Origin of the sequence: Agrobacterium sp. MS2, from assembly GCF_003261015.1 — a bacterium.
GTDB classification, from domain to species: Bacteria; Pseudomonadota; Alphaproteobacteria; order Rhizobiales; family Rhizobiaceae; genus Agrobacterium; species Agrobacterium pusense.
On sequence record NZ_QLNF01000005.1, the window covers coordinates 109,145 to 135,228 of the forward strand.

A 26,084-nucleotide genomic window follows, 5' to 3' on the forward strand; every position below is an offset into this window, starting at 1 on the left:
TCACTTGTAATGGACCTGCCGCTCGACGAAGCGGAACTGGATGAAGGTGAAAATCATGATGAGGCCGATGAGGACAAGGCTCTGTGCCGAGGCGCCGGAATAGTTCAGCCCCTCGAACGCTTCGCTGACGATGCGGTAGACCATCACTTCGGTGGCGCGGTTGGGCCCCCCCTCGGTGGTTGAGGCGACGATGCCGAACGTATCCGCGCCGACGAAACCCTCCGTCATCATGATGACGGTCAGGAAGAACAGGGTCGGTGCCAACAGCGGCACCTGAATGTCGATGGCGCGGCGGACGGGCCCGGAGCCGTCCATGGCGGCTGCTTCCGTCAGCGCGCGCGGCACGGATTGCAGGCCGGCAAACAGGAAGATGAAGGTGTAACCCGCCCATTTCCAGATGAAGATGACGATGACGAGGATCAGCGCGTGCTCGCCATATTTTGCCGGGTTCCACAAATCCGGCCACCAGGCGTTGAGCGAGGCGGCAAGCCCGCGTTCCGGCGAGAGGATGAAACGGAAAGCCATGCCCGCCGCAGGCCCGGCGATGGCGTAAGGAAGAATGTAGAGCACCCGGAAGAAGCCGGAGCCGGGAAGGGCGCGATCCACGCAAAGCGCAAGGACAAGGCCGATGAGAATGGTGAAGAACGGACCGGCGACGGCGAAGATCAGGCTGACGAGCACCGATTGCCAATAAAGCGGATCGAAGAAGGTCTCCTTGAAATTGGCGAGCCCGACGAATTCCGCCGCACCGCCGAAGGGCGGCTCAAGTGTGAACGCCCAGTTGATGACCGCTGCCACAGGCCAATAAAAGAACAGAAAGATCAGCAGAAGCTGCGGCAGGGCGAACAGCACGGGCAACCACGTGCTCTTGAAGACGGCGCGCTTTTCCATTGAGTAACCGGCAAAAGTGGAGAACTGGACGGGCTTGCCCGGGAGATCCCGCGGGCAAGCCCCTTCAAAACGGCAAAGCTTAGTTCAGCTTGGCGCCGGCATAGGTCTTTTCGAAGCGGCGCAGGCCGGCATTGGAGCGCTCGACGGCCTTGTCGAGTTCCCCCTGAACGTCGGCATTCTGCATGAAGATGGCTTCGAGTGCCGTGGAGACTTCCTTGCGGATCTGCGTGAAGTTGCCGAGACGGATGCCGCGGGTATATTCGGAAGGCGGCGTGAAAGTCAGGCTCTCGATTGCCTTTTCGCGACCCTTATAGGGTGCCTTGTCGTAGAAGCCGTTGGCCTTCATGGCGTCGAAGCCGGTCTTGGTGACCGGGATGTAACCGGTGACCGTGGACCACCACTGAACCATCTCCGGCTGGGCGATGAAGTTGAGGAATGCTGCCGCGCCCTTGTATTCCGCTTCCGGACGGCCGGCCATGACCCACAGGGAAGCGCCACCGACGAGTGAGTTCTGCCGCTGCGTGCCCTTCCAGACCGGCAGCATGGCCACGTCCCACTTCACGCCCTCAGGCATGCCTTTGCCCACGGTGCCGTGCCCGGCAATCGAAGACATGAACATCTGGCAGGTCTGCGAGGTGAATGCGGGCAGGATGTCCATGCCGAGCTGCTTCGTCTTGACGACGAACAGCTTCTCGTCCTGCATCTTTTTGAAGAATTTCACATGGTCGACGAACTTGGTCTTGTTGATCGTCAGTTCCGCGTCGAGGCCCTGATAGCCGTTGCCTTTGGTGGCGATCGGCTGGTTATGGATGGCGGAGAACTGTTCCATCAGCATCCAGGTGTCGAAGTTGAAGGCGAGCGGGCATTCGAAACCGGCGGCTTTCAGCTTCTTCGCGGCCTCTTCAACCTGTTCCCATGTATCGGGCTTGAAGGTGATGCCGGCTTTTTCGAACGCATCGACATTGTAATAGAAGACAGCGGTGGATGAATTGTAGGGGAAGGAGTTCAGCTCGCCCGCAGCCGTTGCATAATAATTGGCAATGCCCGGGAAATAATTGTCCCAGTCGATCTTGTAGCCATTGTCAGCCATCAGCTTTTTCGCGGGAACGAAAGCCTTGGACAGCATCATGTCCAGCGTGCCGGCGTCGTAAATCTGGGTGATCGCCGGCTGCTTCTTGGCGCGGTAGGCGGCGATGGTGTTCTGCAGCGTGGCGTCGTAATCGTTCTGAGACGTGCAGACGATCTCGAATTCAGCCTGGGATTCGTTGAACTTCTTGCAGGTGTCCTGAACGCGTTCGCCAAGATCGCCGGAAAGGCCGTACCAGAATTCGAACTTGGTCTTTTCAGCGTGGGCAGCCGTGGCGCCGAAGGCGGCGGCAATGGCAACGCCGGCCATGAAAGAGGTCAGAGCGGAAGGTTTCATGAGTTGAGCCCCGTTGATGGAATGATGGCCTGATCGGCAGGGACGTCATGTCCTGAGCACGAAGCCACGGGCTCTGCTAACAGTCGTATTTGACGGATAGCTTACATTTTGTTGAACGTTTTATGATGACTTGCGGCGCAGCATCGTCGGCGCGGCGAAATACGATCGCTGGAAGCGCAATGCATGTATTTCTATTTAGACGTCAGTTATTTACGTGGAAAGCGGGCGTTCCGCTACCTGATGCTGAACCGTCTGTCTCCATCAACCCCGGCGTGCGGCTTCGATGGCGGCGACGTCGATTTTCTTCATATCCATCATCGCCGTGAAGGCTCGTCTGGCTTCTGCCCCGCCGGCAGCCATGGCATCCATCAGCACGCGTGGCGTGATCTGCCAGGAGATGCCCCATTTGTCCTTGCACCAGCCGCAGGCGCTTTCCTGGCCGCCATTGCCAACGATGGCGTTCCAGTAGCGGTCGGTTTCCTCCTGATCTTCAGTCGATATCTGGAATGAGAAAGCTTCGCTGTGCTTGAATTGCGGTCCCCCATTGAGGCCGATGCAGGTTACGCCTGCGACAGTGAACTGCACCATGAGGACGTCCCCCTGCTTGCCGGAGGGATAGTCGCCCGGCGCGTGATACACTTTTATCACCTCACTATCGGGAAACGTGTCGGCATAAAAACGGGCTGCTGCCTCAGCGTCCTTGTCGTACCAGATACAGATCATGTTCTTTTGCATGGGTATGGTCCTCCGAGGTTGACGGCTTCCCCTTGCCGGCGGGTAACTCATGGGAAGATTGACGGCTCCCCATCCGGCATAAAATGCAGCCGCAGCGCAAACGTTCCGAAAACAATACGTGACCAGTGTCAAAGCCAGCGTCTCACCCTGCGCCGATAGGCAACATAGGCCGGGCCAAGTTCCTTTGTCAGCACGCGCTCTTCAATGTTGACCTGCAGCATCACCGCAATGATGAGGACGATGGCGACGGTGAGCTGCAGAACGGAGGTGAACACCAGAACCAATCCCGTAAACAGCACAATCTGCCCGACGAAGACGGGGTTTCTTGACATGCTGAAAGGCCCGGTATCCACGATGGTTCCGAGATGGCCTTCGGCCGCGCCGATGCGCCACGATTTGCCCATGTAATGCTGCGCGTAGAGCGCGAGCGCACTTCCCGCCAGCGCCATAACCACCCCAGCGAAGCGGATGGCTGCGCCGGTATAGTGTCGGTCCAGCAGCCAACCGGCCTGTTGCGGTTCCAGCCAGAGGGTGAAAAGCGGCAGAAGCGCGCCGAGAAGAAACGCGACACGGAAAAGCGTGGCGGGAACGGTTTGCCTTTCGCGACCCTTGGCAAAAAGCCAGACAGGTTCGCCCGTGCGCTTCGCCAGCCGGGCCGTCAGCCATAAGAAACCGCCGATATAGGTCCACACAGCAAGCACTGCCACAAGATCAATCATGTCTCCCCCAAATATATTGCCCAAGCCGGAAGCGGGCTCCCGACTCGGAACAAATGTATCAATGGAACTATTGCATCGTCGTGTCTTCGACTACGGGGACAGGTGTGAAATTTCAAAAAACGAACCAATGAATGGAAATTTCGCTGGAGTACGCACGCGCATCGGACGAAAATAAAATTATCATTAAATATCAATTAATACTGAAATTATAATATGCGTGAATAATTTTGGATGGAAACTTCCTGTTTTATCGGAGAAGCGCGCTTGAGTGTTCTTGATCGTGGTGCCAATGCTTTCGCGGTTCTCGCCGCGCTTTCCAAATCCCAGGCCATCATAGAATTCGACCTTTCGGGAAAGATTCTTGCCGCCAATGAGAATTTCTGTCGGGCTCTGGGTTACGAACTTTCGGAAATCCTCGGCAGGCATCACAGCATGTTCGTCGAACCCGCCGTCATAGCTTCGGCGGATTACAAGGGCTTCTGGGCAAAACTTGCTGCCGGTCAGTTCGATCAGCAGCAGTATAAGCGTATCGGCAAGGGCGGCAGGGAGGTCTGGATCGAGGCTTCCTATAACCCGGTGTTTCGCCGCGGCAAGCCGGTGAAGGTGGTGAAGATCGCTACAGACATCACCGCACGCAAGCTGAAGGCGGCGGAAGACGCCGGCAAGATCGACGCCCTTTCCCGGGCGCAGGCCATCATCGAATTCTCGCCGAACGGCGAAATCCTGACTGCCAACGAGAATTTTCTGACGGCGCTGGGCTATTCTCTGGCGGAAGTGCAGGGCCGGCATCATTCCATGTTCTGCGAGCCGGCCTATACACACTCACCGGCCTACAGGCAGTTCTGGGAAAGGCTCGCCGGCGGCGATCTGGTGGCCGATGAATTCATGCGTCTTGGCAAGGGCGGCCGCAAGGTCTTCATCCAGGCTTCCTATAATCCGATCTTCGATCTGAATGGGAAAGTGTTCAAGGTCGTCAAATTCGCGACCGATGTGACCGGCCGTGTCGAGAATGTCGAAAAGCTGGCGCAATGCCTTACAGACCTTGCCGAAGGCGATCTTGCCCAGAGCATCGACATGCCTTTCATTCCCTCGCTTGAACGGGTGCGCACGGATTTCAACGCGGCTTCGGAAAAGCTCAAGCGGGCCATGACGCGGGTGTCTGAAAATGCCGGCGCCATTTCTTCCGGGTCGAATGAAATACGATCCGCGGCAGATGATCTTGCCAGACGGACGGAGCAGCAGGCGGCTTCGATAGAGGAGACCGCAGCCGCGCTTGAAGAGGTCACCACCGCAGTCAGTGACTCAAGCCGTCGGGCGGAAGAAGCCGGCAGGATCGTTGCCCGTGCCCGCGACCATGCCGAACATTCAGGCCAGGTGGTGCGCGATGCCATAGGCGCCATGGATCAGATTGAAAAATCATCGCGGGAAATCTCGAGCATCATCGGCGTGATCGACGAAATTGCTTTCCAGACCAACCTTCTGGCGCTCAATGCGGGCGTGGAAGCGGCCCGTGCAGGCGAGGCAGGCAAGGGCTTTGCCGTTGTCGCGCAGGAGGTGCGCGAGCTTGCGCAGCGCTCGGCGACGGCCGCAAAGGAAATCAAGAACCTGATCAACGCTTCGGGCAAGCAGGTGGAAAACGGCGTCGGCCTCGTCACCAGGGCGGGTTCGGCGCTGCAGGAAATCGCAGAGCAGGTCCGCGACATCAATACCAATGTGGCGGCGATCGTGGATGCGGCCCGCGAACAGTCCACGGCGCTTGCCGAAATCAATCAGGCGGTCAACAGCGTGGATCAGGCTACCCAGCAGAACGCCGCGATGGTGGAGGAGCAGACGGCCGCAAGCCACAGCCTCGCGCGGGAGGCCGCGGCCCTGTTCGAGCTCCTAGGCCAGTTCCGGTTCGAGGAGACTGCGCGTCATGCGGCCTCTACGCGCAGCGGGTCCGGCCAGCGCGGTGCCGCTGCGCCGCGCCACCCGCTATCCCGCCCGTCGGGCGTGCGTGGCGCATCGAGCGCGGCTGTCGCGCATGAGGAATGGCAGGACTTCTAGACGCATCTCCGGTTCCCTTCCACCCCTGCGGGCCTTGGCATGGGGGGCCTTGAAACGTCTGAAACCGAAATCGATCCATGCAAGTGCGGGGTATAGGCATATCGTCGCGATTGTCGGATAATCGGCGCAGCGCGCCTTAAGATTACGGGGACTTTCGTTTGGCAGGGATGACATCAACAGGCAGGGTCGTGCTCGTTCTCTGCTGGCTGGCGGCGTTTCTCGGGCCGGCGCAGGCCGAAACGCCGGCTGAGGGCAAGGCGTCCTGCGCCCATGCCCACGATGTGGCGTCCGAATTGTGCATCAGTCCCCAGAGCTACAACAGGGACCTTTGCCACGCCATCGAGGTTCTCGCCGCGCGGCATGCCGTTCCGCCGGATTATTTCGCCAGGCTGATCTGGCGGGAGAGCCTGTTCCGGGCCGATGCGGTGAGCCCGAAGGGGGCGGAAGGCATTGCCCAGTTCATGCCGGGAACGGCGAGGCTGCGTGGTCTGGACAACAGTTTCAACATCATTGCTGCGCTGGAGGCGTCGTCACGCTATCTGTCGGAGCTGAAGCTGCGCTTCGGCAATTTCGGTCTGGCAGCCGCAGCCTATAATGCCGGCGAGGCGGGGCTGCGCGGTTTTATCGCGACAGGTCGCCTGCCGGTGGAAACGCGCGATTATGTCTTTGCAATCACCGGGTACCCTGTGGAAAGCTGGAAAGACAGTCCACCGGATAAGGCCGCGCCGGCGCTGGACGGCAGCCGGCCCTTCATCGACGCCTGCCTGCGGCTTGCCGATACACGCACGATCAACGATCCCGTCCTGATATCTTCGGCCGACTGGGCGCCATGGGGTGTGCAGCTTGCCGCCCATTACAATCCGACGGTGGCGAACCGGCTCTTTACCCGTGCTATAGGCCAATTGTCGGGGCCTCTCAATGCCGAGCGCGCACTGATCGTGCGGCAAAGGGGTGGCAATTTCGGTTCGCGCCCGCGTTACGCCGCGCGCATCGGCCGCGAGACCAGAGCCGAAGCCAATGCGCTTTGTGGTGAAATCCGCGGGGCCGGTGTTCCCTGCACCGTGTTCCGCAACCGCTAGCGGGGGCCGCGGCTGATCATGACAAGTTGATCGGCCCATACGCCGCTCCTCCTTTCAGTGTGAGATGATCGCTCCTAGATTTGCCGCCGGCGGCGACCGCAACCCGCGGGCCGGTGGCGTGTGACGAGGGGATGAATTGCACATGAGATTGCTTGAAACCGGAGCGCTGGCAGCGGTGCTGACCATGGCCGTGGCGTGCACCAGCACCGGGCAGACGGAAATCACCCGCACTGTGGCCGGTTTTAAAGGGCAGCCGCGGGAGGCGGCAATCGCCCGGCTTGGCCGCCCCAACAAGGTCATCATCGAAAAGGGCGCAACCGAATCCTACTGGCTGAAAGTGGATGTCGAGACCTATGCCGGGCTCAGCAACCGGCGCGAATACCGGACCGTTGACGGGCAGGCGCAGGTCTCGCAGACCGAGGGCATGAAAATCAAGCAACATCGCCGCGATTGCATCATCAAGATCACCGCGGACGCGGCTTCCATCATCACCACGAGCGAGATCATCGGCGATCCGGCAAGCTGCGAGACTGTCCTGGGGCGTCCGGCTCCCTGACCGCCGTGGTTGAGATCGCCGCAGATTTACAGATGACGGCGGTTTTTTCCGAAGCCTGAAACCGTGCGCGTCTTTCGTTAACGGATTGGCGCCGCCTTTCTGTGGATGAGAGCGTCTGCTGTTGTTACCGTGAGCCTCTACGCATATGTTGGAGTACTGATTTTCGATTTCCGGGCAAGGCGGCAGGCACCTCATGACCTCCCAGTTGGACTTTTTCGCTTCCGCGGCCGCGCGGCTTCCCGAGACCGAACGGGGGCGAAAAATGCCGGGACGCGGAGCGGTGCAGAGGGTCGCGATGGATGACGAGGGGCTGGCGGGCTATCTCGAATCCACCGGCAATTACCGCGTTCTGCGCAAGCTCATGCCGCGTCAGGTCGTGGAACGGCCAAGGCCGGAATTTTCCCGCCGGGGCGTGATCCTCGACACGGAAACCACGGGTCTGAACCACCGGACGGACGAAATAATCGAGATCGGCGTCATCGCCTTCACGTTCGACGATCAGGGCGCCATTGGCGACGTCACCGGCATTTACGGCGGACTGCGGCAGCCCAACGTCGCCATACCGGCGGAGATCACCCGGCTGACAGGGATCACCGATGACATGGTTGCGGGGCAGGCGATCGACATGGAGCGGCTGGCTTCTCTCGTCGGCGATGCCGATCTGATCATTGCCCACAATGCCGGCTTTGACCGTCCCTTCTGTGAAGCCTTCTCGCCCATATTCAACGAGAAGGCCTGGGCCTGCTCCGTTTCCGAAATCGACTGGCGGGTGCGTGGATTTGAGGGCAACAAGCTGGGTTATCTGATCGGTCAGTCCGGTTATTTCCATGATGGCCATCGCGCCGTTGATGATTGCTTCGCGCTGCTGGAGGTGCTCGAGCAGAACCGGCCGGGCCAAGAAGGCATGACGCCCTTCATGGAGCTTCACGCGGCTAGCCGTAGATCGCGCGTCCGGATCTACGCGGAGAACAGCCCCTTCGATATGAAGGATCACCTGAAAAAGCGGGGTTATCGCTGGTCGGACGGTTCGGACGGCCGGCCGAAATCCTGGTGGGCGGAGCTGCCGGAAGAGATGCTGGCGGAGGAGCTGCATTTTCTGCGCACCGAAATCTATCGCTGGGACGCCGACCCTACGGTCAAATATCTCACGGCTTTCGACCGGTTCAAGGCCGGGTAGGGTTAATCGCCTGCGGGCGCTTTGATCGAATGATGAAAATCTGTCCTGTTAACAGGCTGCTTCTTTCGTGTGCGCTGGACGGATTGCTCAAATTTTGAGCTCATGTCGTTTTCCCCGCGATTGAAAGTGGGGAATCCGTCTGGCACGGGCTTTGCTTTCCGTCTTGTATGCAAGATTTACATACCAGGCAGGATCGTCAGATAAACATTGACGAGGCCATCGTATCCGGCATTTTGTCGGCGCGTATCCGGCCGGGCACACGGCTCAGCGAAAACCAGCTTGCCGGTCTTTTCTCCGTATCGCGCACCCGGGTACGCGAGGCGATGATGCGGCTGGAAACCCGGGGAATCGTGCACGTTAGTGCGAGGCGGGGCTGGTTCGTGGTCGAGCCGTCTGCCGAGGAGGCGATGACCATCTATGAAGCGCGCCGGATCATCGAATCCGGGTTGCTGCGCAGTATGCGGACCCTTACCGAGGAAGGGCGCGGCGTTCTCCTGGCGCATCTCGAGGAAGAGAAAGTCGCCATAGCCGCGGGCGACCGGCAGCGCCTGACCTGCCTCATGGGCGATTTTCACATCAGGATCGCCGAGCTTTGCGGTAATGCCGTCCTCGTTGAACTGCTGCGCGACCTGACGGCCCGCACGATCCTCATTTCCATGCTTTACCAGTCGGAATTCCATGCGCTGCAGTCGCATCAGGGACATTGCCGGATATTCGAGGCGATGGCAGCCGGCGATTTCGCGAGGGCGGCGGAGCTTTCAATCGAACATCTGGACGAAGTGGAAACCGGCCTCGATCTCACCCGGCGACCTGACCCGCTCGCCGGTCTTCGCCACTCGCTCGCCCTTCCGGAGCATAACCGCGGCGATACCGACAAAAAAACCGAGCAACAGAACCAGCACAAGGAGAATGACCCATGATATTCAGACGGACCTTCATCGCCGCCGCCGCCATGGCTGCCGCCTTCGGATTTTCCGCGCCCGCAAAGGCGGACGCCCTTGCCGACATTGCCGCACGCGGCACGCTGCGCGTCGCCGTGCCGCAGGATTTTCCACCCTTTGGCAGTGTCGGGGCCGACATGACACCGCAGGGTTATGACATCGACGTCGCGAAGCTGATCGCCGACAAGCTGGGCGTGAAGGTGGAGCTGGTGCCGGTCACCAGCGCCAACCGCGTTCCCTATCTGCAGACCAACAAGGTCGATCTGGTGATCTCCAGCCTCGGCAAGAACGCCGAACGCGAGAAGGTCATCGATTTTTCGACCGCCTATGCTCCTTTTTTCAACGGCGTGTTCGGTCCGCAGGACGTTTCCCTCTCCAAAGCCGAGGACCTGAAGGGCAAGACCGTTGCCGTGACGCGCGGTTCGGTCGAAGACCTCGAGCTGACGAAGGTTGCGCCCGCTGACGCCACCATCAAGCGCTATGAGGACAATAACGGCACCATTTCCGCCTTCCTGTCCGGTCAGGCGGAGGTTGTCGCAACCGGCAATGTGGTCGCCGCCGCCATTCTGGCGAAGAACCCGCCGAAGCGGCCGGAAATGAAATTCCTGATCAAGAATTCGCCCTGCTACATCGGCCTCAACAAAAATGAGACGGCCCTGCTGGAAAAGGTCAATACGACTATCGCCGCGGCCAAGGCGGACGGTTCGCTGAATGCCATCGCCACCAAATGGCTCGGGCAGGATCTGCCGGCCGATCTCTGATCGTCACATATCCCCGTCGTCCCGGTTCCCCGGGACGGCTTTCTCACCACCGGCGCAAGGGGACCTTTCTTGAGCTATCAATTTGATTTCCTGTGGCTCGGCGAATATTGGCCGCAGATTGCCAAGGGTATTGCCATCACCAGCCAGCTGACGCTGGTGGGCGGCGTTATCGGCGTGTCGCTCGGCACCGCCTGCGCCTGGGCCCGTGCGCTTGGCCCCTCCTGGCTAAGGCCCATCGTCGGCGGTTACGTCGAACTCATCCGCAATACGCCTTTCCTCATCCAGCTATTTTTTATCTTTTTCGGCCTGCCGTCGCTTGGTTTCAAGCTTTCGGAGCTGACCGCCGCCAATCTGGCGATGATCGTCAATCTCGGCGCCTATAGCTGCGAGATCATTCGCGCCGGCATCCAGGCAACACCGAAAGGCCAGTTCGAGGCGGGGGCAAGCCTTGCGATGACGCGCTTCGAAACCTTCCGCCACGTGGTGCTCCGGCCATCGCTGCAGCGCATCTGGCCAGCGCTCACGTCGCAGGTTGTCATCGTCATGCTCGGCTCGGCGGTTGTCTCGCAGATCGCGGTGGAAGACCTGACGTTTGCGGCCAACTTCATCCAGTCGCGAACCTTCCGCGCCTTCGAGGCCTATATTGTTTCGACGGTGATCTACCTGCTGCTCGCGATCCTGCTGCGGCAGGGCATGCTGGCGCTGGGCGGCCTCCTTTTTCCGCGGAGGCTGGCGCGATGATGGAATTCACCTTCTGGGATATTCTGCGCAACCTGTTGCTTGCCACGCGCTGGACGCTGCTGCTGTCGCTGGTTTCCTTCGCTGGCGGAGGCCTGGTCGGCCTCGCGCTTCTGTGGCTGCGCATCAGTCCGCGTCCGGCCTTGGGCCGTCTTGCCCGCATCTACATCGAAGTCTTTCAGGGCACGCCGCTCCTGATGCAGCTTTTCATCGCCTTTTTCGGCCTCGGCCTCTTCGGAATCGATGTTCCAGCCTGGCTTGCCGCAGGCGTGGCGCTCATCCTGTGGACTGCTGCGTTTCTGGCGGAAATCTGGCGCGGCTGTGTAGAGTCGATCGCGAAGGGGCAATGGGAGGCCTCGGCGAGCCTTGCCATGGGCCGAATGCAGCAGATGCGTTACGTCATCCTGCCCCAGGCGATGAAGATCGCCATTCCACCGACAGTCGGTTTTTCCGTTCAGGTCATCAAGGGCACCGCGCTCACCTCCATTATCGGTTTCGTCGAACTGTCCAAGGCCGGCACGATCGTCACCAACGCGACCTTCCAGCCTTTCACGGTATACGGGCTGGTGGCGCTCATCTATTTCGCCCTCTGCTGGCCGCTGTCGAAATCCAGCCAGTTTCTCGAAAGGAAGCTCAATGTCGCTCATCGAAATCACTGAAGTCCACAAGAGCTTTGGCGACAACGAGGTGCTGAAGGGCATCAACCTGGATGTCGAGCCCGGAGAGGTGATCGCGATCATCGGGAAAAGCGGTTCGGGAAAATCGACGCTGCTACGCTGTATCAACGGTCTTGAGACGATCAGCAGCGGCTCCATTCAGGTGGCGGGCGCCCAGCTGCTTGATGACGAGCTGCATCTGAAGGCCCTCAGATTAAAGGTGGGCATGATTTTCCAGCAGTTCAATCTCTTCCCGCATCTGACTGCCGGCGGCAATGTGATGCTGTCGCAGATGGTGGTGAAGAAGCTGGCGGCGCCCGAGGCGGAGGCGATGGCGCGCAGGATGCTGGAGCGTGTCGGTCTGGCGCACAAGTTCGACGCTTATCCGGACCAGCTCTCCGGCGGTCAGCAGCAGCGCGTGGCCATCGCCCGCGCGCTTGCCATGCAGCCCATCGCGCTTCTGTGTGATGAAATCACGTCCGCGCTTGACCCGGAACTGGTGTCGGAGGTGCTCGCTGTCGTGCGTGAGCTTGCCAGGGAGGGCATGACACTTTTGATGGTGACGCATGAAATGAAGTTCGCCCGTGACGTCTGCTCGCGCGTCGTCTTCATGCATCAGGGAAGGGTACACGAGATCGGCCCGCCGGAAGAAGTTTTCGCTAACCCCCGCACACCGGAACTCAGGCAGTTCCTCGGTGTGCTCTAACATTCCATGGCTGCGCACGCCTGCAGAACGGCGTGCGCAGTGGCCCGTGCGCCGCAGGCTTCGCGCTGCGACTTGCGCGTTCATGCGTCATGTGGACCAGCGACGCGTAATCAATTAGTCGTCAAGATTGCATACAATTTTTCCATTACATCGAAAACAATCGCTGTAAATTTGGGCACTCTTCCCGCCCGGTGTTTCTCTCCTTCGAAAATATCCTTTTGCATCAATGAGAAAGCCGATTGGCACGCCTCCTGCATGGATAGAAGTGTCGCAGGAGAGTGTTTATGAGCAAAGCCGCCGCAATTGACATCGCTTCCGTATCCAAGATTTACGGCAACACCACCGCCGTCCATGCGATAAGCCTGAAGATACCGGCCGGGAGCTACTGCTGCCTGCTCGGTCCGTCGGGCTGCGGCAAGACCTCCACGCTCCGGATGATCGCTGGTCACGAGAGCATTTCCAGCGGCGATGTCAGGCTTGGCAACACCGTCGTGACCGATCTGGCGCCCGCCCGGCGCGGCACGGCGATGATGTTCCAGTCCTATGCGCTGTTTCCGCATCTCGATCTCGTCGACAATGTCGCCTTCAGCCTCAAGATGAAGGGCGTGGACAGGGAGACCCGGCGCACAAAGGCGCTGGACATGCTGCGCCTGATGCAGCTCGAGCCTTATGCCGGCCGCCGCCCGGCCCAGCTTTCCGGCGGGCAGCAGCAGCGCGTGGCGCTGGCGCGCGCGCTCATTACCGATCCCGAGGCGCTGTTGCTGGACGAGCCGCTTTCGGCGCTCGATCCCTTCCTCAAGATCCGCATGCGCGCAGAGCTGAAGAAGCTGCAGACTTCACTCGGCATCACCTTCGTCCACGTCACCCACAGTCAGGAAGAGGCGATGGCACTGGCCGATATCATCGTCGTCATGAATGACGGCCGCATCGAGCAGGCCGCGACCCCGCGTGAGGTTTTCGAGCGACCGGCGACCGCTTTCGTCGCCCGTTTCATGGGCGACCACAATGTCATTTCCGGACGATTCAGGGAAAGGTCCGGCGAGCTGGTAACGCTTGAAGTCGCAGGCGGCGGCACATTTACCGCGACAGGCGCGGCGCCGGATGACGGGGCGGTCGATATCGCCGTTCGCACCGATCGGGTGCGTGTGGGTGAGACCGATCAACCCGGTCTCGGTTTCACGGGCATCGTCTCCAATGTCGAGTATCGCGGCGCCACCGTGAAGATCGCCGTGACCGGCGCCGGCATGGAGGATTTCAACGTCATCCTCAGCGACGCCGCCTTTTTCGAAAACCCGGTCAGGACCGGCGACGCCATACCGCTTTCATGGAATGCGGCCGATGCCATCGTGCTCGGCCGGGTAGAGAAGTGACCCCAAAAATAACCAGAGGAGAACTTTGCAATGACCGATACCACCAGCAGCAAGAAGGGCCTGTCCCGCCGCGGCCTCCTGAAAGCGGGCGCGGCTGCCACGGGTGCGGCGATCGGCTCCGGCCTCATCACCGGCTTCCCGACCATCTGGGCGCAGAACCCCATCACCATCCGCCAGTTCGGCACCGGCGTCTCCAACCTCAACGCCATTGCCGAAAAGTGCAAGGCGGACCTCGGCATCACGCTTGAGATGACGGCGACGGATTCCGACGCCGCTGCCCAGCGCGCCGTCACCCAGCCGAACTCCTACGATATCGCCGATATCGAATACTGGATCCTGAAGAAGGTCTATCCGGCCGGCGTCATCCAGCCCATGGAAATCAAGAAGCTCAAATATTACGACAAGATCGTGCCGCTGTTCAAAAACGGCAAGCTGAAGCCTGACAGCGTGGTCGCGCAGGGCACTGCGCCGCACACGGTCGGTTACGTCGAGAAGCCAGGCGACAAGACATTTGCCAAGGGTGAGACCGATTATTTCACCATGGTTCCGACCATCTACAATGCCGATACGCTCGGCATCCGCCCCGATCTCGTCGGCCGCGATATCACCAGCTGGGCCGATATCATGGACCCCAAATTCAAGGGCAAGACCTCCATCCTCAACATCCCGTCCATCGGCATCATGGACGCGGCGATGATCATGGAAGCCATGGGCAACATCAAATATGCCGACAAGGGCAACATGACGAAGGCGGAAATCGACAAGACCATCGATTTCCTCATCAAGGCCAAGAAAGACGGCCAGTTCCGCGCCTTCTGGAAGAGCTTCGACGAAAGCGTCAACCTCATGGCCTCGGGCGAAGTCATCATCCAGTCCATGTGGTCACCGGCCGTTGCCGCGGTCCGCTCGAAGGGCATCGCCTGCAAATATCAGCCGCTGAAGGAAGGCTATCGCTCCTGGGGCGGCGGTCTCGGTCTCGCCAAGCATCTGTCCGGTGCGAAGCTCGATGCAGCCTATGAATATATCAACTGGTACACCGCGGGCTGGGTCGGCGCCTACCTCAACCGTCAGGGTTATTACTCCGCCGCCATGGAAACCGCGAAGGAGCACATGACCGCCGACGAGTGGGGTTACTGGGTCGAGGGCAAGGCCGCTCAGGGCGATATCATCGCGCCAGACGGCAAGGTCATGGAAAAGGCCGGTGCCGTGCGCGATGGCGGTTCCTTCGAGGAGCGCATGGGCAAGGTGGCGTGCTGGAACTCGGTCATGGACGAAGACCGCTACATGGTTCGCCGCTGGAACGAGTTCATCGCGGCGTGATGCTTTCAGGACGACCGGCGGCAAGTCCCGCCGGTCAATTGTGACAGGCACCCACCTCTCGACGTCATCCTCGGGTCAAGCCGAGGATGACGTCGAGGGTGTGGCGGACCTTCCAACGTGCCCGCTGGCGGCAATGCCGCCGGCACTTCTGCAAATCCACAGAAAGGCTCCCCATGGTGACGGTCAGACTCATCGGCGTCAGCGACAAGAAGGACAGACCGCCCCGCAGCTTCGCGCTGCCGCAAAAACTCGTCTCCTATGTGCAGGCTGCCCCGCTTTTCCTGATCCTCGGCTTTTTCCTGGCTCTGCCGATCCTGATGATCGCCGTCGTCAGCTTCTGGGATTACGATTTCGCCCAGATGTATCCTGATTTCGTGACCTTCAATTACAGCGAGACACTGGGATCGTGGGTCACCTGGCAGACCTATCTAAATACGCTGAAATATGCAGCGATGGTCTGGGCCATCACGCTGTTCTGCGGTTTTTGGGTGGCTTATTTCCTCGCCTTTCACATCCGCACCACCACCATGCAGATGGTGCTGTTCCTTGTCTGCACCGTGCCCTTCCTGACGTCCAACATCATCCGCATGATTTCGTGGATACCCGTTCTGGGGCGAAACGGTCTCGTCAACAGCGCGCTGGTCGGCACCGGCATCATCCCCGAGCCGATCGAATGGCTGCTCTATTCCGATTTCGCCGTGGTGCTGGCCATGGTGCATCTTTATACGCTGTTCATGGTCACGCCGATCTTCAACACGCTGATGCGCATCGACAAATCCTTGATCGAGGCGGCGCGCGACGCTGGTGCGACCGGCTGGCAGACGCTCACCAATGTCATCATCCCGCTCGCAAAACCCGGCATGGCGATCGGTAGCATCTTCGTTGTCACGCTGGTCATGGCCGATTTTTCCACGGTTCAGGTCATGTCGGGCGGCCAGAGCGCCTCGGTGGCGCTGATGATGAAGAACCAGATGTCGCTGCTGCAATATCCGGCCGCTGCCGCCAATGCCGTCATCCTGCTCGTCCTCGTTCTCCTGATGGTCGCGGGCATCCTGCGCATCGTCGATATCCGCAAGGAGCTTTGATTATGCATCGGGAAAAACGCGGCCGCGAATTCTATATCCTCGCTTTCTTTTTCGCCCTCTTCGTGCTGTTTCTTTACGGCCCGTTGTCGGCCATCCTCATCCTCGCCTTCCAGGGGCCGAACGGAGGCCTGACGTTCCCGCTGAACGGCGTCTCGCTGCACTGGTTCGGCAATCTCTTCGAACAGCAGGCAGTCGGCGATTTCGGCGGATCGTTCCGCCGTTCCTTCGCTCTCGGCCTGATGGTCATGGTCGTAACCGTGCTCGTCTCTTTGCTGGCAGGCCTTGCCTTCCGTCGCAAATTCATCGGCGCGACGCCGCTGTTTTATCTGTCGGTCGCCAGCCTGGTGGTGCCTTCCATCATCATATCCCTTGGCATTGGTGTTTTGTTTCAGCAGCTTGGGCTTGAACCTTCATGGTATACATCAGCTTTTGGCGCGCATCTGACCTGGACGTTGCCCTTCGGCGTTCTCATCATGCTTGCAGTCTTCAACCGGTTTTCGCCGTCCTATGAGGAGGCGGCGCGCGATCTCGGTGCGTCCTCATGGCAGACCTTCGCCCATGTGGTGCTGCCGATGATCGCGCCGAGCCTGATCGGTGTCGGCCTCTTCGGGTTCACGCTTTCCTACGACGAGTTCGCCCGCACGCTGATGACGTCTGGCACCTACAACACGTTGCCGCTGGAAATCTACGGCATGACCACCAATGTCACGACCCCTGTGCTTTATGCGCTCGGCGCCGTTACCACCCTGTTTTCCTTCCTGGTGATCGCGGCCACGCTCGGCCTGATCGTCACGCTCAATCGACGCCATTCGCGCGGATGAAGAAACCCAAGATGCGCATTCTCGTCATCAATCCCAATACCACGCAGTCCATGACCGCGACCATCGCCGACGCCGCGACACGGGTGGCGGGCCGCGATACGGAAATCCTCGCCGTCACCTCTTCCATGGGGCCTGTCTCCATCGAAGGTTATTACGACGAGGCATTCGCGGTGCCTGGCCTTCTGCTGGAGCTTGCCAAGGCTCCGGCGCTGCGCGTCGACGCGGCGATCATCGCCTGTTTCGATGATACCGGGCTTGATGCGGCCCGGGCTCTTGCAGACATTCCCGTCATCGGCATCTGTGAGGCGGCGGTTTCCGCCACGGCCTTCATCGCGCAGAAATTCACCATCGTCACGACGATGGAACGGTCCCGGCTGCCGCTCGAACATCTCGTCCAGCGCTATGGCATGTCTTCCCGCTGCAATGTCCGCGCCGCCGACATTCCGGTTCTGTCGCTGGAAGAGGCGGGTTCGAATGCACGCGAAAGGCTGCGGGAGGAAATCTCCCTGGCGCTGAGGCAGGATCGTGCCGAGGCGATCGTGCTCGGCTGCGCCGGCATGGCCGACCTGACGGCGGAACTCCGCGCCGAATTCGGCGTCCCTGTCATCGACGGCGTCGCAGCAGCCGTTAAACAGGCGGAAGCACTGGTATCCATGGGGCTCTCCACCGCCAAGCGCGGCGCTTATGCCACGCCGGTCCCCAAGCCCTATCGCGGATTGCTGGACATGTTTCAGCCGGGCAGGAGCGGCGGGATGCCGGAGGGCGGCTGAGACGTTTCCCGGTCCGGTTCACACGGTGCTGATTTCGCAAGGCCCTTCATATCCCTGTCGTAATAGTGTCTGATACCCTCGGCGTTTCAGTGCGGACGATGTGTATGCGCAGCCGCCATACGCTTAGGGAGCTATCGTTGAATTCCTCGACACCCACGATTTCGAACGACACCGCGCGTCACAAAATCGGAACGCCCGGCGAAGTTTTCGCGGCCTTTTTGAAGCTCGGGGTCACGTCCTTTGGCGGCCCCATCGCTCATCTCGGTTATTTTCGCGATGAGCTGGTCGTCCGGCGCAAATGGGTCGATGAAGCCGGTTATGCGGACCTCGTGGCGCTCTGCCAGTTTCTGCCCGGTCCCGCTTCCAGCCAGGTGGGCTTTGCGCTCGGACTGCTGAGGGCAGGGCCGCTCGGGGCGCTGGCCGCCTGGACGGCGTTTACGCTGCCATCTGCCATTCTTCTCGTCGCTTTCGCAATGGTCGCCGCATCCATCGAAGGCCCCGTCGGCACGGGCCTGCTGCATGGATTGAAGATAGTCGCTGTTGCCGTGGTCGCCCAGGCGGTATGGGGAATGGCAAAAAGCCTCGCACCGGATCGTGAGCGCGCGACCATCGCGATGGCCGCCATCGTCTGTGTCGTGTTCATCGCCGGCGCTTTCGGGCAAATCCTGGCGCTTTGCGCCGGAGCGCTCGCCGGGCTGGTCTTCTGCCGCGCCGTCTCGGCGGGGTCGACCAGCCATATTGCCTTCCGCGTGTCGAAACGCGTGGGATATGTTTCGCTTGCGGCTTTCGCCCTTCTTCTCGTTCTGCTGCCGGTTTTTGCGGCGGGCGCGGCCTGGCAGGGGCTCTCCTTGTTTGACGCCTTCTATCGGGCCGGCGCGCTGGTCTTCGGCGGCGGCCACGTGGTGTTGCCTCTTCTGCAATCCGAAGTCGTCGCCTCGGGCTGGGTCACCAGGGATGCCTTCATTGCCGGCTATGGCGCAACGCAGGCCGTGCCCGGTCCGCTCTTCACTTTTGCTGCATATCTCGGCGCGGTGGCGGGCCCTCAGCCGAACGGCGTGGCGGGCGCAGCCATCGCTCTCGTCGCCATCTTCCTGCCCGGCATGTTGCTTCTCGTCGGCGCACTTCCTTTCTGGGAGGGTTTTCGCCGGCATCCTCTGGCGCAGGCGGCCATGCGCGGCGCCAATGCCGCGGTGGTCGGCATATTGGGCGCGGCGCTTTATGATCCCGTCTGGACCAGCGCCGTCTTCACCCCCAGGGATTTTGCACTGGCGCTTGCGGGTTTCATCCTACTGACGGTCTGGAAAGCGCCGCCATGGGTCGTCGTTCTTCTTTGCGCGGCCGGCGGCGTGGCGCTCGCCCTCGTGTAAAGGCTTCAGGCAGTGCCGATGCTGTCGAACAGCCACTCGGAAAAGACCTGCATGGCTGGGGTCGGCGGTTTCGATTGCAGCCGGGTCAACCAATAGCTACCGAGCGATACGGTGACGGGAAAAGGTTGGACGACCGCTCCGGAAGCCAGATGCCGTGAAAACATCGACGGCGGCGCCAGCGCGACACCGAGCCCTTGCAGGGCGGCCTCCATCATCCCGAGCGACGTGTCGAAGACAATGCCGGCATTGACCTGTGCCGCCGGCGTGACGCCCGCCGCCGCAAACCAGCTGCTCCATTCATCGGCGCGGTAACTGCGCAGCAATGTCGCTTCCATCAGGTCGGCCGGCGCTTTCAGCGTTTCCGCCAGTTTCGGCGTGCACAGCGGCGAAAGCGGCGCGTCAAAGAGACGAAACGCATCCGTGCCGTGCCACGAGCCCTGACCGAAACGAATGGCGAAATCCAGCCCCTCTGCCGCCATATCCACCCGGTTGTTGTTGGTGGAAACCCTGACGTCAATAAAGGGGTGGCGCTTCTGAAACGCCTGCAGGCGCGGCAGCAGCCAGCCGACCGCGAAGGTGCCGACAACGCCGAGAAACAGCAGTTCGCGCACCTGCCCGGCCTCGATGCGGTCAAGCGTCGTTGCCATCTGGTCGAAGGAACTGGTCACCGTCGGCAGCAGGGCTTCGCCTTCCGCAGTTATCTTCAGGCCGCGCGGAAGACGCTGAAAAAGCGCGACGCCCAGCCGCTTTTCCAGCCCCTTGACCTGCTGGCTCACAGCCGCCTGCGTCACGCATAGTTCGATCGCCGCGCGGGTAAAGCTCAGATGCCGCGCGGAAGCTTCGAACGCGCGCAGACCGTTCAGGGGAAGAAATTGACGGACCATTCGAGACCTAGATTTTCTTGTGTCTCCTCCGAGATATCATGATTTGTTCGTGCAATGTAGGGCGGCTAAACGTCTTTCGCGCTGGCTGGGGAAACGCCTGATATCCACCTGAGGTTTTGGAGACGCGACAGATGAATTTTCACCGCAGACATATCGTATGGACGGCCATGCTTTCGGCGATCCTCCTCACGCCGGCTCTGGCCGCCGACGAGGCGAGGCTGAAGGCGATAACGGATGCGGCGATCAAGCCCATCATGGAAAAGAACGGCATACCCGGGCTTGCGGTCGGCATCAGCGTCGATGGAGAGAGCTACATCTTCACTTACGGCGCGATGTCAAAAAGCACCGGCCAGCCGGTGACGGCTGAAACGCTGTTCGAACTCGGCTCCATCAGCAAGACATTCACGGCTACCCTTGCGACCTACGCCGAGGCGAACGGGCATTTGTCGCTGTCCGGCAGGGTCAGGGATTATCTTCCGGGCATGAAGGGCACCGCTTTCGGTGACGTTACATTGACGCATCTCGGCACCCACACCGCAGGCGGCTTTCCGCTACAGGTGCCTGACAATGTCAATACGGAGACGCAGCTGCTGGCTTATCTCAAGAGCTGGAAGCCTTCTTACGGCGCCGGAACGCACAGGACCTACGCCAATCCCAGCATCGGCATGCTCGGCTACATCACGGCAAAGGCGATGGGGCAGGGCTACGACGCCGCCATGCAGGACACGCTCTTTCCTGCGCTCGGCCTGAAGGACACGTTCACGGTCGTTCCCCAGGCGAAATTGGCCAATTATGCACAGGGCTACACGCGAAACGACGAGCCGGCCCGCCTGTCGCCGGGCATTCTCTCTTCGGAAGCCTATGGCGTCAGATCGACGGCGACAGACATGATCCGCTTCGTCAACGCGAATCTGGGGCTTGAAAAGCTGGACGGCAAGATCCGGCAGGCGATCGCAAGCACCCATACCGGTTATTTCGCGGTCGGCGCCATGACGCAGGATCTCGTCTGGGAGCAATATGCCCGGCCTGTCGCCTTGAAGACGCTTGTCCAGTCCAATTCCGGCGCTCTTCTCAAGACCGTTCCGGTGCAGGAAATCGCGCCGCCCCTGAAGCCCGGACAGGATGTCTTCGTCAACAAGACGGGTTCCACCAATGGTTTTGGCGCCTATGTCGCCTTCATCCCTCAACGGAAACTCGGCATCGTCATACTGGCCAACAAAAACTATCCCAATGAGGATCGTGTCACGGCGGCCGTTGAGATTTTGACGACTGTCGACACGGCGGACTGATATCCGCCCGATGCTTCCTTGCCGTGCCGGCGCGGGGCGCACTCCCGCCGGCGCCAAACGCATTTCGATCCCGCCGCCCGGATGACAGCGAGAACCAATCGCGCTACCGGAGAAAAGATACGCCGGCCACCGATTCGATCTCGGCCGACCGCGCTTATCATCAAAAGGCAACTCTTTTTGCGCGGCTGCGATCTGCGACGGAAAAGCCGTCAGTTTCGCGCCGGGCGGTTCGTGGGGGACGACGATGAGCGACACGGGTGGTTATTTTCCTCGCTGGCGATTGAAAACCGAAGGGCGCATCATGCCGGATGAGCGATTGCCCGCCGGGCAGACCGCGGTGCTCGGTTTGCAGCACGTCGTGGCCATGTTCGGCTCCACGGTTCTCGCGCCGCTGATCATGGGCTTCGATCCGAATGTATCGATCCTGTTTTCCGGTATTTCCACGCTGATCTTCTTCATCGCCGTTGGCGGTCGCGTGCCGAGCTATCTTGGTTCATCCTTCGCCTTCATCGGCCCCGTTCTGGTGGCGACCGGGGCGGCGGCGGGCGCGGCAAGCCCGAATATCGCGCTTGCGCTCGGCGGCATCATCGCCGCGGGCGTGCTTTATGCACTGATTGGCGTGATCGTCATGATTGCCGGTCATAACTGGATCGAGCGGCTGATGCCGCCGGTCCTGACGGGGGCCATCGTCGCCGCCATCGGCCTCGTGCTCGCGCCCATCGCGATAGCCAGCGCCTCCGGCTCCGGCCCTGGCAATCCCGATGGCGACCAGCTGTCGCGATGGATTGCCATTCTGACGGTCACCTCGGTCGGTGCGATTGCCGTCTATGCGCCCGGAATGGCGCGGCGCTTGCCGATCCTCATCGGCGGCGCGATCGCCTATCTCGCCTATCTCTTGGTGGCGAACGGTCTCGGCCTCGGCAAACCGGTTGATTTTTCAGGCGTCGCCGCCGCAGCCTGGTTCGGATTGCCAACCTTCACCACGCCGGTCTTTTCCGCGTCGGCAATCGCACTGATAGCTCCGGTCGTCGTCATCCTCGTGGCGGAAAATCTCGGGCACATCAAGGCAATCGGCGCGATGACCGGCAGGAACCTCGATCCCTACCTCGGTCGGGCCTTTATCGGCGACGGCATCGCGACCATCTTCTCCGGCGCCTTTGGCGGAACCGGCATGACCACCTACGCAGAGAACATGGGCGTCATGGCGATAACCCGCATCTTCTCGACGCTCGTTTTCATTGTCGCGGCTTTGGTGGCCATCCTCCTCGGCTTTTCGCCGAAGTTTGGCGCGCTGATACAGACGATACCCGGGCCGGTCATCGGCGGCCTGTCCGTCGTCGTCTTCGGCCTCATCGCGGCAACCGCCGGGCGCATTTGGGTGGAAAACAAGGTCGACTTTTCCGAGCCACGCAACCTCATCACGGTGGGTATCGCCCTTGTTCTGGGGGCAGGAAATTTCAAGCTGAATGTGGGCGGATTCACGCTCGATGGCATCGGCACGGCCACAATCGGCGCCATCGCCTTTTATCATCTGCTCGGCCTCGGCAAGCCGTCGCAGGGACGATAAGGCGGGGAGTGCCGGCGCGACCTGGCGGCGAAGATGTGGGATGGGCGAAATATCGCGCATCCCCGCGCTTACAGGCATGCGACATCTTGTCAGCGGCCCCCGGTTGGCGTAGTCGAAACCGACAGAAACCCGGGGGCGACCAGCACTACCGTTTGGTGGCGCTGTGTTCGGCTCTATAGACATCATGACGTTGGGATTGCGATGAACCTTTACTTGGATTACCTGGCTGAAATCAAAAGCAGAGAACCACAGGGACTTGCGCCCAAGCCGATCGATGACGGTGCGTTGACCGCCGAAATCATCGAACTGATCAAGGATGCAGGCAGCGAACACCGCGCCGATGCCCTGAAGTTTTTCATTTATAACACATTGCCGGGAACCACGAGCGCCGCCGGTGTGAAGGCTGCGTTTCTGAAGCAGATCATCCTCGGCGACGTCATCGTCCCCGAGATTACCCCGACCTTCGCGCTGGAACTGCTGTCGCACATGAAGGGCGGCCCGTCGATCAAGGTGCTGCTCGACATCGCGCTCGGCAACGATGCCGCAATCGCCACCAAGGCGGGTGAAGTGCTGAAGACCCAGGTCTTCCTTTACGATGCCGACATGTTCCGCCTGCGGGATGCCTACAAGGCCGGCAACGCGATTGCCCGGGACGTGCTTGAAAGCTACGCCAAGGCCGAGTTCTTCACCAAGCTTCCCGATGTCGAGGACGAGATCAAGGTCGTCACCTTCATCGCCGCCGAAGGCGATATTTCGACCGACCTCCTGTCGCCGGGCAATCAGGCGCATTCGCGCTCCGACCGCCAGCTGCACGGCCAGTGTATGATCTCGCCGGAAGCGCAGGCGCAAATCGTCGCGCTGCAGAAGCAGCACCCCGACAAGCGGGTGATGATGATCGCCGAAAAGGGCACGATGGGCGTTGGCTCCTCGCGCATGTCGGGCGTCAATAACGTGGCGCTGTGGACCGGCAAGCAGGCCAGCCCCTACGTGCCCTTCGTCAACTACGCCCCCATCGTTGCGGGCACCAACGGCATTTCGCCGATTTTCGCCACCACCGTCGACGTGACGGGTGGCATCGGCATCAACCTGAAGAACTGGGTGAAGAAGCTCGGCGAAGACGGCAAGCCGATCCTCAACAATGACGGCAACCCCATCCTTGAGCAGAAATATTCGGTCGAGACCGGCACGGTCCTCAAGATCGACGCCAAGAATCGCAAGCTGCGGGACGAAAACGGCACCGAGCTGGTCGATCTCGCTTCGTCCTTCACGCCCCAGAAGATGGAATTCATGAAGGCTGGGAGCTCCTATGCCATCGTCTTCGGCAAGAAGCTCCAGACTTTTGCCGCTGGAACGCTTGGCGTCGAGGCGACCCCTGTCTTTGCACCGAACAAGGAAATTTCGATCGAAGGCCAGGGCCTTACCGCCGTCGAGAAGATCTTCAACCGCAACGCCGTTGGCGTGACGCCTGGCAAGGTGCTGCATGCCGGTTCCGACGTTCGCGTCAAGGTCAACATCGTCGGTTCGCAGGATACGACCGGCCTGATGACCGCGCAGGAACTGGAAGCGATGGCGGCCACCGTCATTTCGCCGCTGGTGGACGGCGCCTATCAGTCCGGCTGCCACACGGCGTCCGTCTGGGACAAGAAGGCTCAGGCCAACACGCCGAAGCTCATGGCCTTCATGCACAATTTCGGCGTCATCACCGGCCGTGATCCGAAGGGCGTCTATCACTCCATGACGGACGTGATCCACAAGGTTCTGAACGACATCACCGTTGATGACCGGGCAATCATCATCGGCGGCGACAGCCACACCCGCATGTCCAAGGGCGTCGCCTTTGGTGCGGACTCCGGCACCGTCGCTTTGGCGCTCGCCACGGGCGAGGCGACCATGCCGATCCCGCAATCGGTCAAGGTCACCTTCAAGGGAACGATGCAGCCCTACATGGACTTCCGCGACGTGGTGCACGCGACGCAGGCGCAGATGCTGCAGCAGCACGGCGACAACGTGTTCCAGGGCCGTATCATCGAAGTCCATCTCGGAACACTGCTTGCCGACCAGGCTTTCACCTTCACCGACTGGACGGCCGAGATGAAGGCCAAGGCGTCGATCTGCATTTCCGAAGACGAAACGCTGATCGAGTCGCTGGAGATCGCCAAGTCGCGCATCCAGATCATGATCGACAAGGGCATGGACAATGCCGCACAGACGCTTAAAGGCCTGATTGCGAAGGCGGATCAGCGCATTGCGGAAATCCGTTCCGGTGAAGTTCCAGCATTGAAGCCTGACGCGAATGCGAAATATTTCGCTGAAGTCGTCGTCGATCTCGATGTCATCAACGAACCGATGATCGCCGACCCCGACGTCAACAACAACGACGTTTCGAGACGCTACACGCACGATACGATCCGTCCGGTTTCCTATTATGGCGCCACCAAGAATGTCGATCTCGGCTTCGTCGGCTCGTGCATGGTGCATAAGGGCGACGTGAAGATCGTCGCGCAGATGCTGCGCAACATCGAAAAGACCGAAGGCAAGGTCGAATTCAAGGCTCCGCTCGTCGTTGCCGCGCCGACCTACAACATCATCGACGAGCTGAAGGCGGAAGGGGATTGGGAAATCCTCCAGAAATATTCCGGCTTCGAATTCGATGACATCAACCCGAAGACAACGAACCGGACCGAATACGAAAACATCCTCTATCTGGAACGCCCTGGCTGCAACCTGTGCATGGGCAACCAGGAAAAGGCAGCCAAGGGTGACACGGTTCTGGCAACCTCGACGCGTCTCTTCCAGGGCCGTGTCGTTGAAGACAGTGCCGAAAAGAAGGGTGAATCGCTTCTGGCCTCCACCCCGGTCGTGGTGCTGTCCGCCATTCTCGGCCGTACGCCGAGCATCGAGGAGTATCGTTCCGCCGTCGAGGGCATCGACCTGACGAAGTTCGCTCCGCCGAAGACGACGCCGATCGATTCCCAGTCGGTGCATTATTAATCCGCAATACCGCCTGCATCTGGATGCGGGACAGTGCGGTGAATGAAAGAGGGCGGCGGGGAGATATTCCCGCTGCCCTTTTTGTATTGGCCCTTGTCGCTGGCCCGCCGGGCCTTGAGCATTATCAAGACAATAGCCGTTTGCGGCATGCCGAATTGTCAGCACTTGCATGGCAAGGGTAACACTTCGTTT

General features: G+C 60.4%; 23 protein-coding genes. 18 read left to right on the top strand and 5 right to left on the bottom strand.

The window, feature by feature from the left end; translation table 11 throughout:
• The 4 genes from DOU54_RS01430 to DOU54_RS01445 all read right to left on the bottom strand — a co-directional run bounded on the left by DOU54_RS01430 (window position 1) and on the right by DOU54_RS01445 (window position 3,768).
• On the bottom strand, window positions 1-891 hold the full coding sequence (locus DOU54_RS01430) for a carbohydrate ABC transporter permease (protein WP_037092638.1): 891 nt from the start codon (window positions 889-891) through the stop codon (window positions 1-3).
• Window positions 892-970: 79 nt separating this feature from the next.
• Complete coding sequence (locus DOU54_RS01435) at window positions 971-2,314, bottom strand: extracellular solute-binding protein (protein ID WP_004444904.1); 1,344 nt, start codon at window positions 2,312-2,314, stop codon at window positions 971-973.
• A gap of 261 nt (window positions 2,315-2,575) precedes the next feature.
• The gene (locus DOU54_RS01440; RefSeq protein WP_004444902.1) at window positions 2,576-3,049 is read right to left on the bottom strand and encodes a VOC family protein; all 474 of its coding nucleotides are present in this window, start codon (window positions 3,047-3,049) and stop codon (window positions 2,576-2,578) included.
• A 128-nt stretch (window positions 3,050-3,177) separates the two neighbouring features.
• Entirely contained in the window at window positions 3,178-3,768 is a 591-nt protein-coding gene (locus DOU54_RS01445) for a methyltransferase family protein (protein WP_004444901.1), read from the bottom strand.
• Window positions 3,769-4,032: 264 nt separating this feature from the next.
• On the opposite strand from DOU54_RS01445, the gene DOU54_RS01450 reads away from it, so the two are divergent.
• From DOU54_RS01450 to chrA, 15 genes are all read left to right on the top strand, one after another.
• Complete coding sequence (locus DOU54_RS01450) at window positions 4,033-5,814, top strand: methyl-accepting chemotaxis protein (RefSeq protein WP_113730304.1); 1,782 nt, start codon at window positions 4,033-4,035, stop codon at window positions 5,812-5,814.
• 167 nt (window positions 5,815-5,981) lie between these two features.
• Window positions 5,982-6,893 (top strand): lytic transglycosylase domain-containing protein, encoded by a 912-nt coding sequence (locus DOU54_RS01455; RefSeq protein WP_113730306.1) that lies wholly within the window; start codon window positions 5,982-5,984, stop codon window positions 6,891-6,893.
• Between the two features lie 142 nt (window positions 6,894-7,035).
• Window positions 7,036-7,449, top strand: coding sequence for a hypothetical protein (locus DOU54_RS01460; protein ID WP_022562613.1), 414 nt, complete (start codon window positions 7,036-7,038; stop codon window positions 7,447-7,449).
• A gap of 193 nt (window positions 7,450-7,642) precedes the next feature.
• A complete protein-coding gene (locus DOU54_RS01465; RefSeq protein ID WP_044459291.1) occupies window positions 7,643-8,626 on the top strand; it encodes a 3'-5' exonuclease in 984 nt (327 codons plus the stop codon).
• Between the two features lie 167 nt (window positions 8,627-8,793).
• On the top strand, window positions 8,794-9,546 hold the full coding sequence (locus DOU54_RS01470) for a GntR family transcriptional regulator (protein WP_113730308.1): 753 nt from the start codon (window positions 8,794-8,796) through the stop codon (window positions 9,544-9,546).
• A complete protein-coding gene (locus DOU54_RS01475) occupies window positions 9,543-10,328 on the top strand; it encodes a transporter substrate-binding domain-containing protein (protein WP_113730309.1) in 786 nt (261 codons plus the stop codon). Before DOU54_RS01470 ends, DOU54_RS01475 begins: the two co-directional genes overlap by 4 nt.
• Window positions 10,329-10,397: 69 nt before the next feature.
• Window positions 10,398-11,069, top strand: coding sequence for an amino acid ABC transporter permease (locus DOU54_RS01480; RefSeq protein WP_113730311.1), 672 nt, complete (start codon window positions 10,398-10,400; stop codon window positions 11,067-11,069).
• A complete protein-coding gene (locus DOU54_RS01485) occupies window positions 11,066-11,725 on the top strand; it encodes an amino acid ABC transporter permease (RefSeq protein WP_004444886.1) in 660 nt (219 codons plus the stop codon). Before DOU54_RS01480 ends, DOU54_RS01485 begins: the two co-directional genes overlap by 4 nt.
• Window positions 11,703-12,428 carry an amino acid ABC transporter ATP-binding protein gene (locus DOU54_RS01490; RefSeq protein ID WP_006700492.1) on the top strand — a complete coding sequence of 242 codons (726 nt, stop codon included), beginning with the start codon at window positions 11,703-11,705 and terminating at the stop codon, window positions 12,426-12,428. The genes DOU54_RS01485 and DOU54_RS01490 overlap by 23 nt, the downstream gene beginning before the upstream one ends.
• A gap of 284 nt (window positions 12,429-12,712) precedes the next feature.
• On the top strand, window positions 12,713-13,798 hold the full coding sequence (locus tag DOU54_RS01495; RefSeq protein ID WP_113730313.1) for an ABC transporter ATP-binding protein: 1,086 nt from the start codon (window positions 12,713-12,715) through the stop codon (window positions 13,796-13,798).
• Window positions 13,799-13,828: 30 nt separating this feature from the next.
• Window positions 13,829-15,118 carry an ABC transporter substrate-binding protein gene (locus tag DOU54_RS01500; protein WP_113730315.1) on the top strand — a complete coding sequence of 430 codons (1,290 nt, stop codon included), beginning with the start codon at window positions 13,829-13,831 and terminating at the stop codon, window positions 15,116-15,118.
• A gap of 173 nt (window positions 15,119-15,291) precedes the next feature.
• Window positions 15,292-16,203: an ABC transporter permease gene (locus DOU54_RS01505; RefSeq protein ID WP_004444878.1), complete on the top strand. Its 912-nt coding sequence runs from the start codon at window positions 15,292-15,294 to the stop codon at window positions 16,201-16,203.
• A 2-nt stretch (window positions 16,204-16,205) separates the two neighbouring features.
• Complete coding sequence (locus tag DOU54_RS01510) at window positions 16,206-17,024, top strand: ABC transporter permease (RefSeq protein WP_022562606.1); 819 nt, start codon at window positions 16,206-16,208, stop codon at window positions 17,022-17,024.
• 11 nt (window positions 17,025-17,035) lie between these two features.
• Window positions 17,036-17,794 carry an aspartate/glutamate racemase family protein gene (locus DOU54_RS01515; protein ID WP_037092622.1) on the top strand — a complete coding sequence of 253 codons (759 nt, stop codon included), beginning with the start codon at window positions 17,036-17,038 and terminating at the stop codon, window positions 17,792-17,794.
• 137 nt (window positions 17,795-17,931) lie between these two features.
• A complete protein-coding gene (chrA, locus tag DOU54_RS01520) occupies window positions 17,932-19,161 on the top strand; it encodes a chromate efflux transporter (RefSeq protein WP_153775702.1) in 1,230 nt (409 codons plus the stop codon).
• Between the two features lie 5 nt (window positions 19,162-19,166).
• Here chrA and DOU54_RS01525 read toward each other — a convergent pair whose 3' ends face one another.
• A complete protein-coding gene (locus DOU54_RS01525; RefSeq protein WP_037092620.1) occupies window positions 19,167-20,045 on the bottom strand; it encodes a LysR family transcriptional regulator in 879 nt (292 codons plus the stop codon).
• Window positions 20,046-20,176: 131 nt separating this feature from the next.
• Between DOU54_RS01525 and ampC the strand changes: the two genes are divergently transcribed.
• The 3 genes from ampC (at window position 20,177) to DOU54_RS01540 (ending at window position 25,892) form a co-directional block, all read left to right on the top strand.
• Entirely contained in the window at window positions 20,177-21,334 is a 1,158-nt protein-coding gene (gene ampC, locus DOU54_RS01530) for a class C beta-lactamase (RefSeq protein ID WP_113730317.1), read from the top strand.
• A 244-nt stretch (window positions 21,335-21,578) separates the two neighbouring features.
• Window positions 21,579-22,901, top strand: coding sequence for a solute carrier family 23 protein (locus tag DOU54_RS01535; RefSeq protein WP_004444867.1), 1,323 nt, complete (start codon window positions 21,579-21,581; stop codon window positions 22,899-22,901).
• A gap of 201 nt (window positions 22,902-23,102) precedes the next feature.
• On the top strand, window positions 23,103-25,892 hold the full coding sequence (locus DOU54_RS01540; RefSeq protein ID WP_113730319.1) for a bifunctional aconitate hydratase 2/2-methylisocitrate dehydratase: 2,790 nt from the start codon (window positions 23,103-23,105) through the stop codon (window positions 25,890-25,892).
• Window positions 25,893-26,084 lie beyond the last annotated feature (192 nt).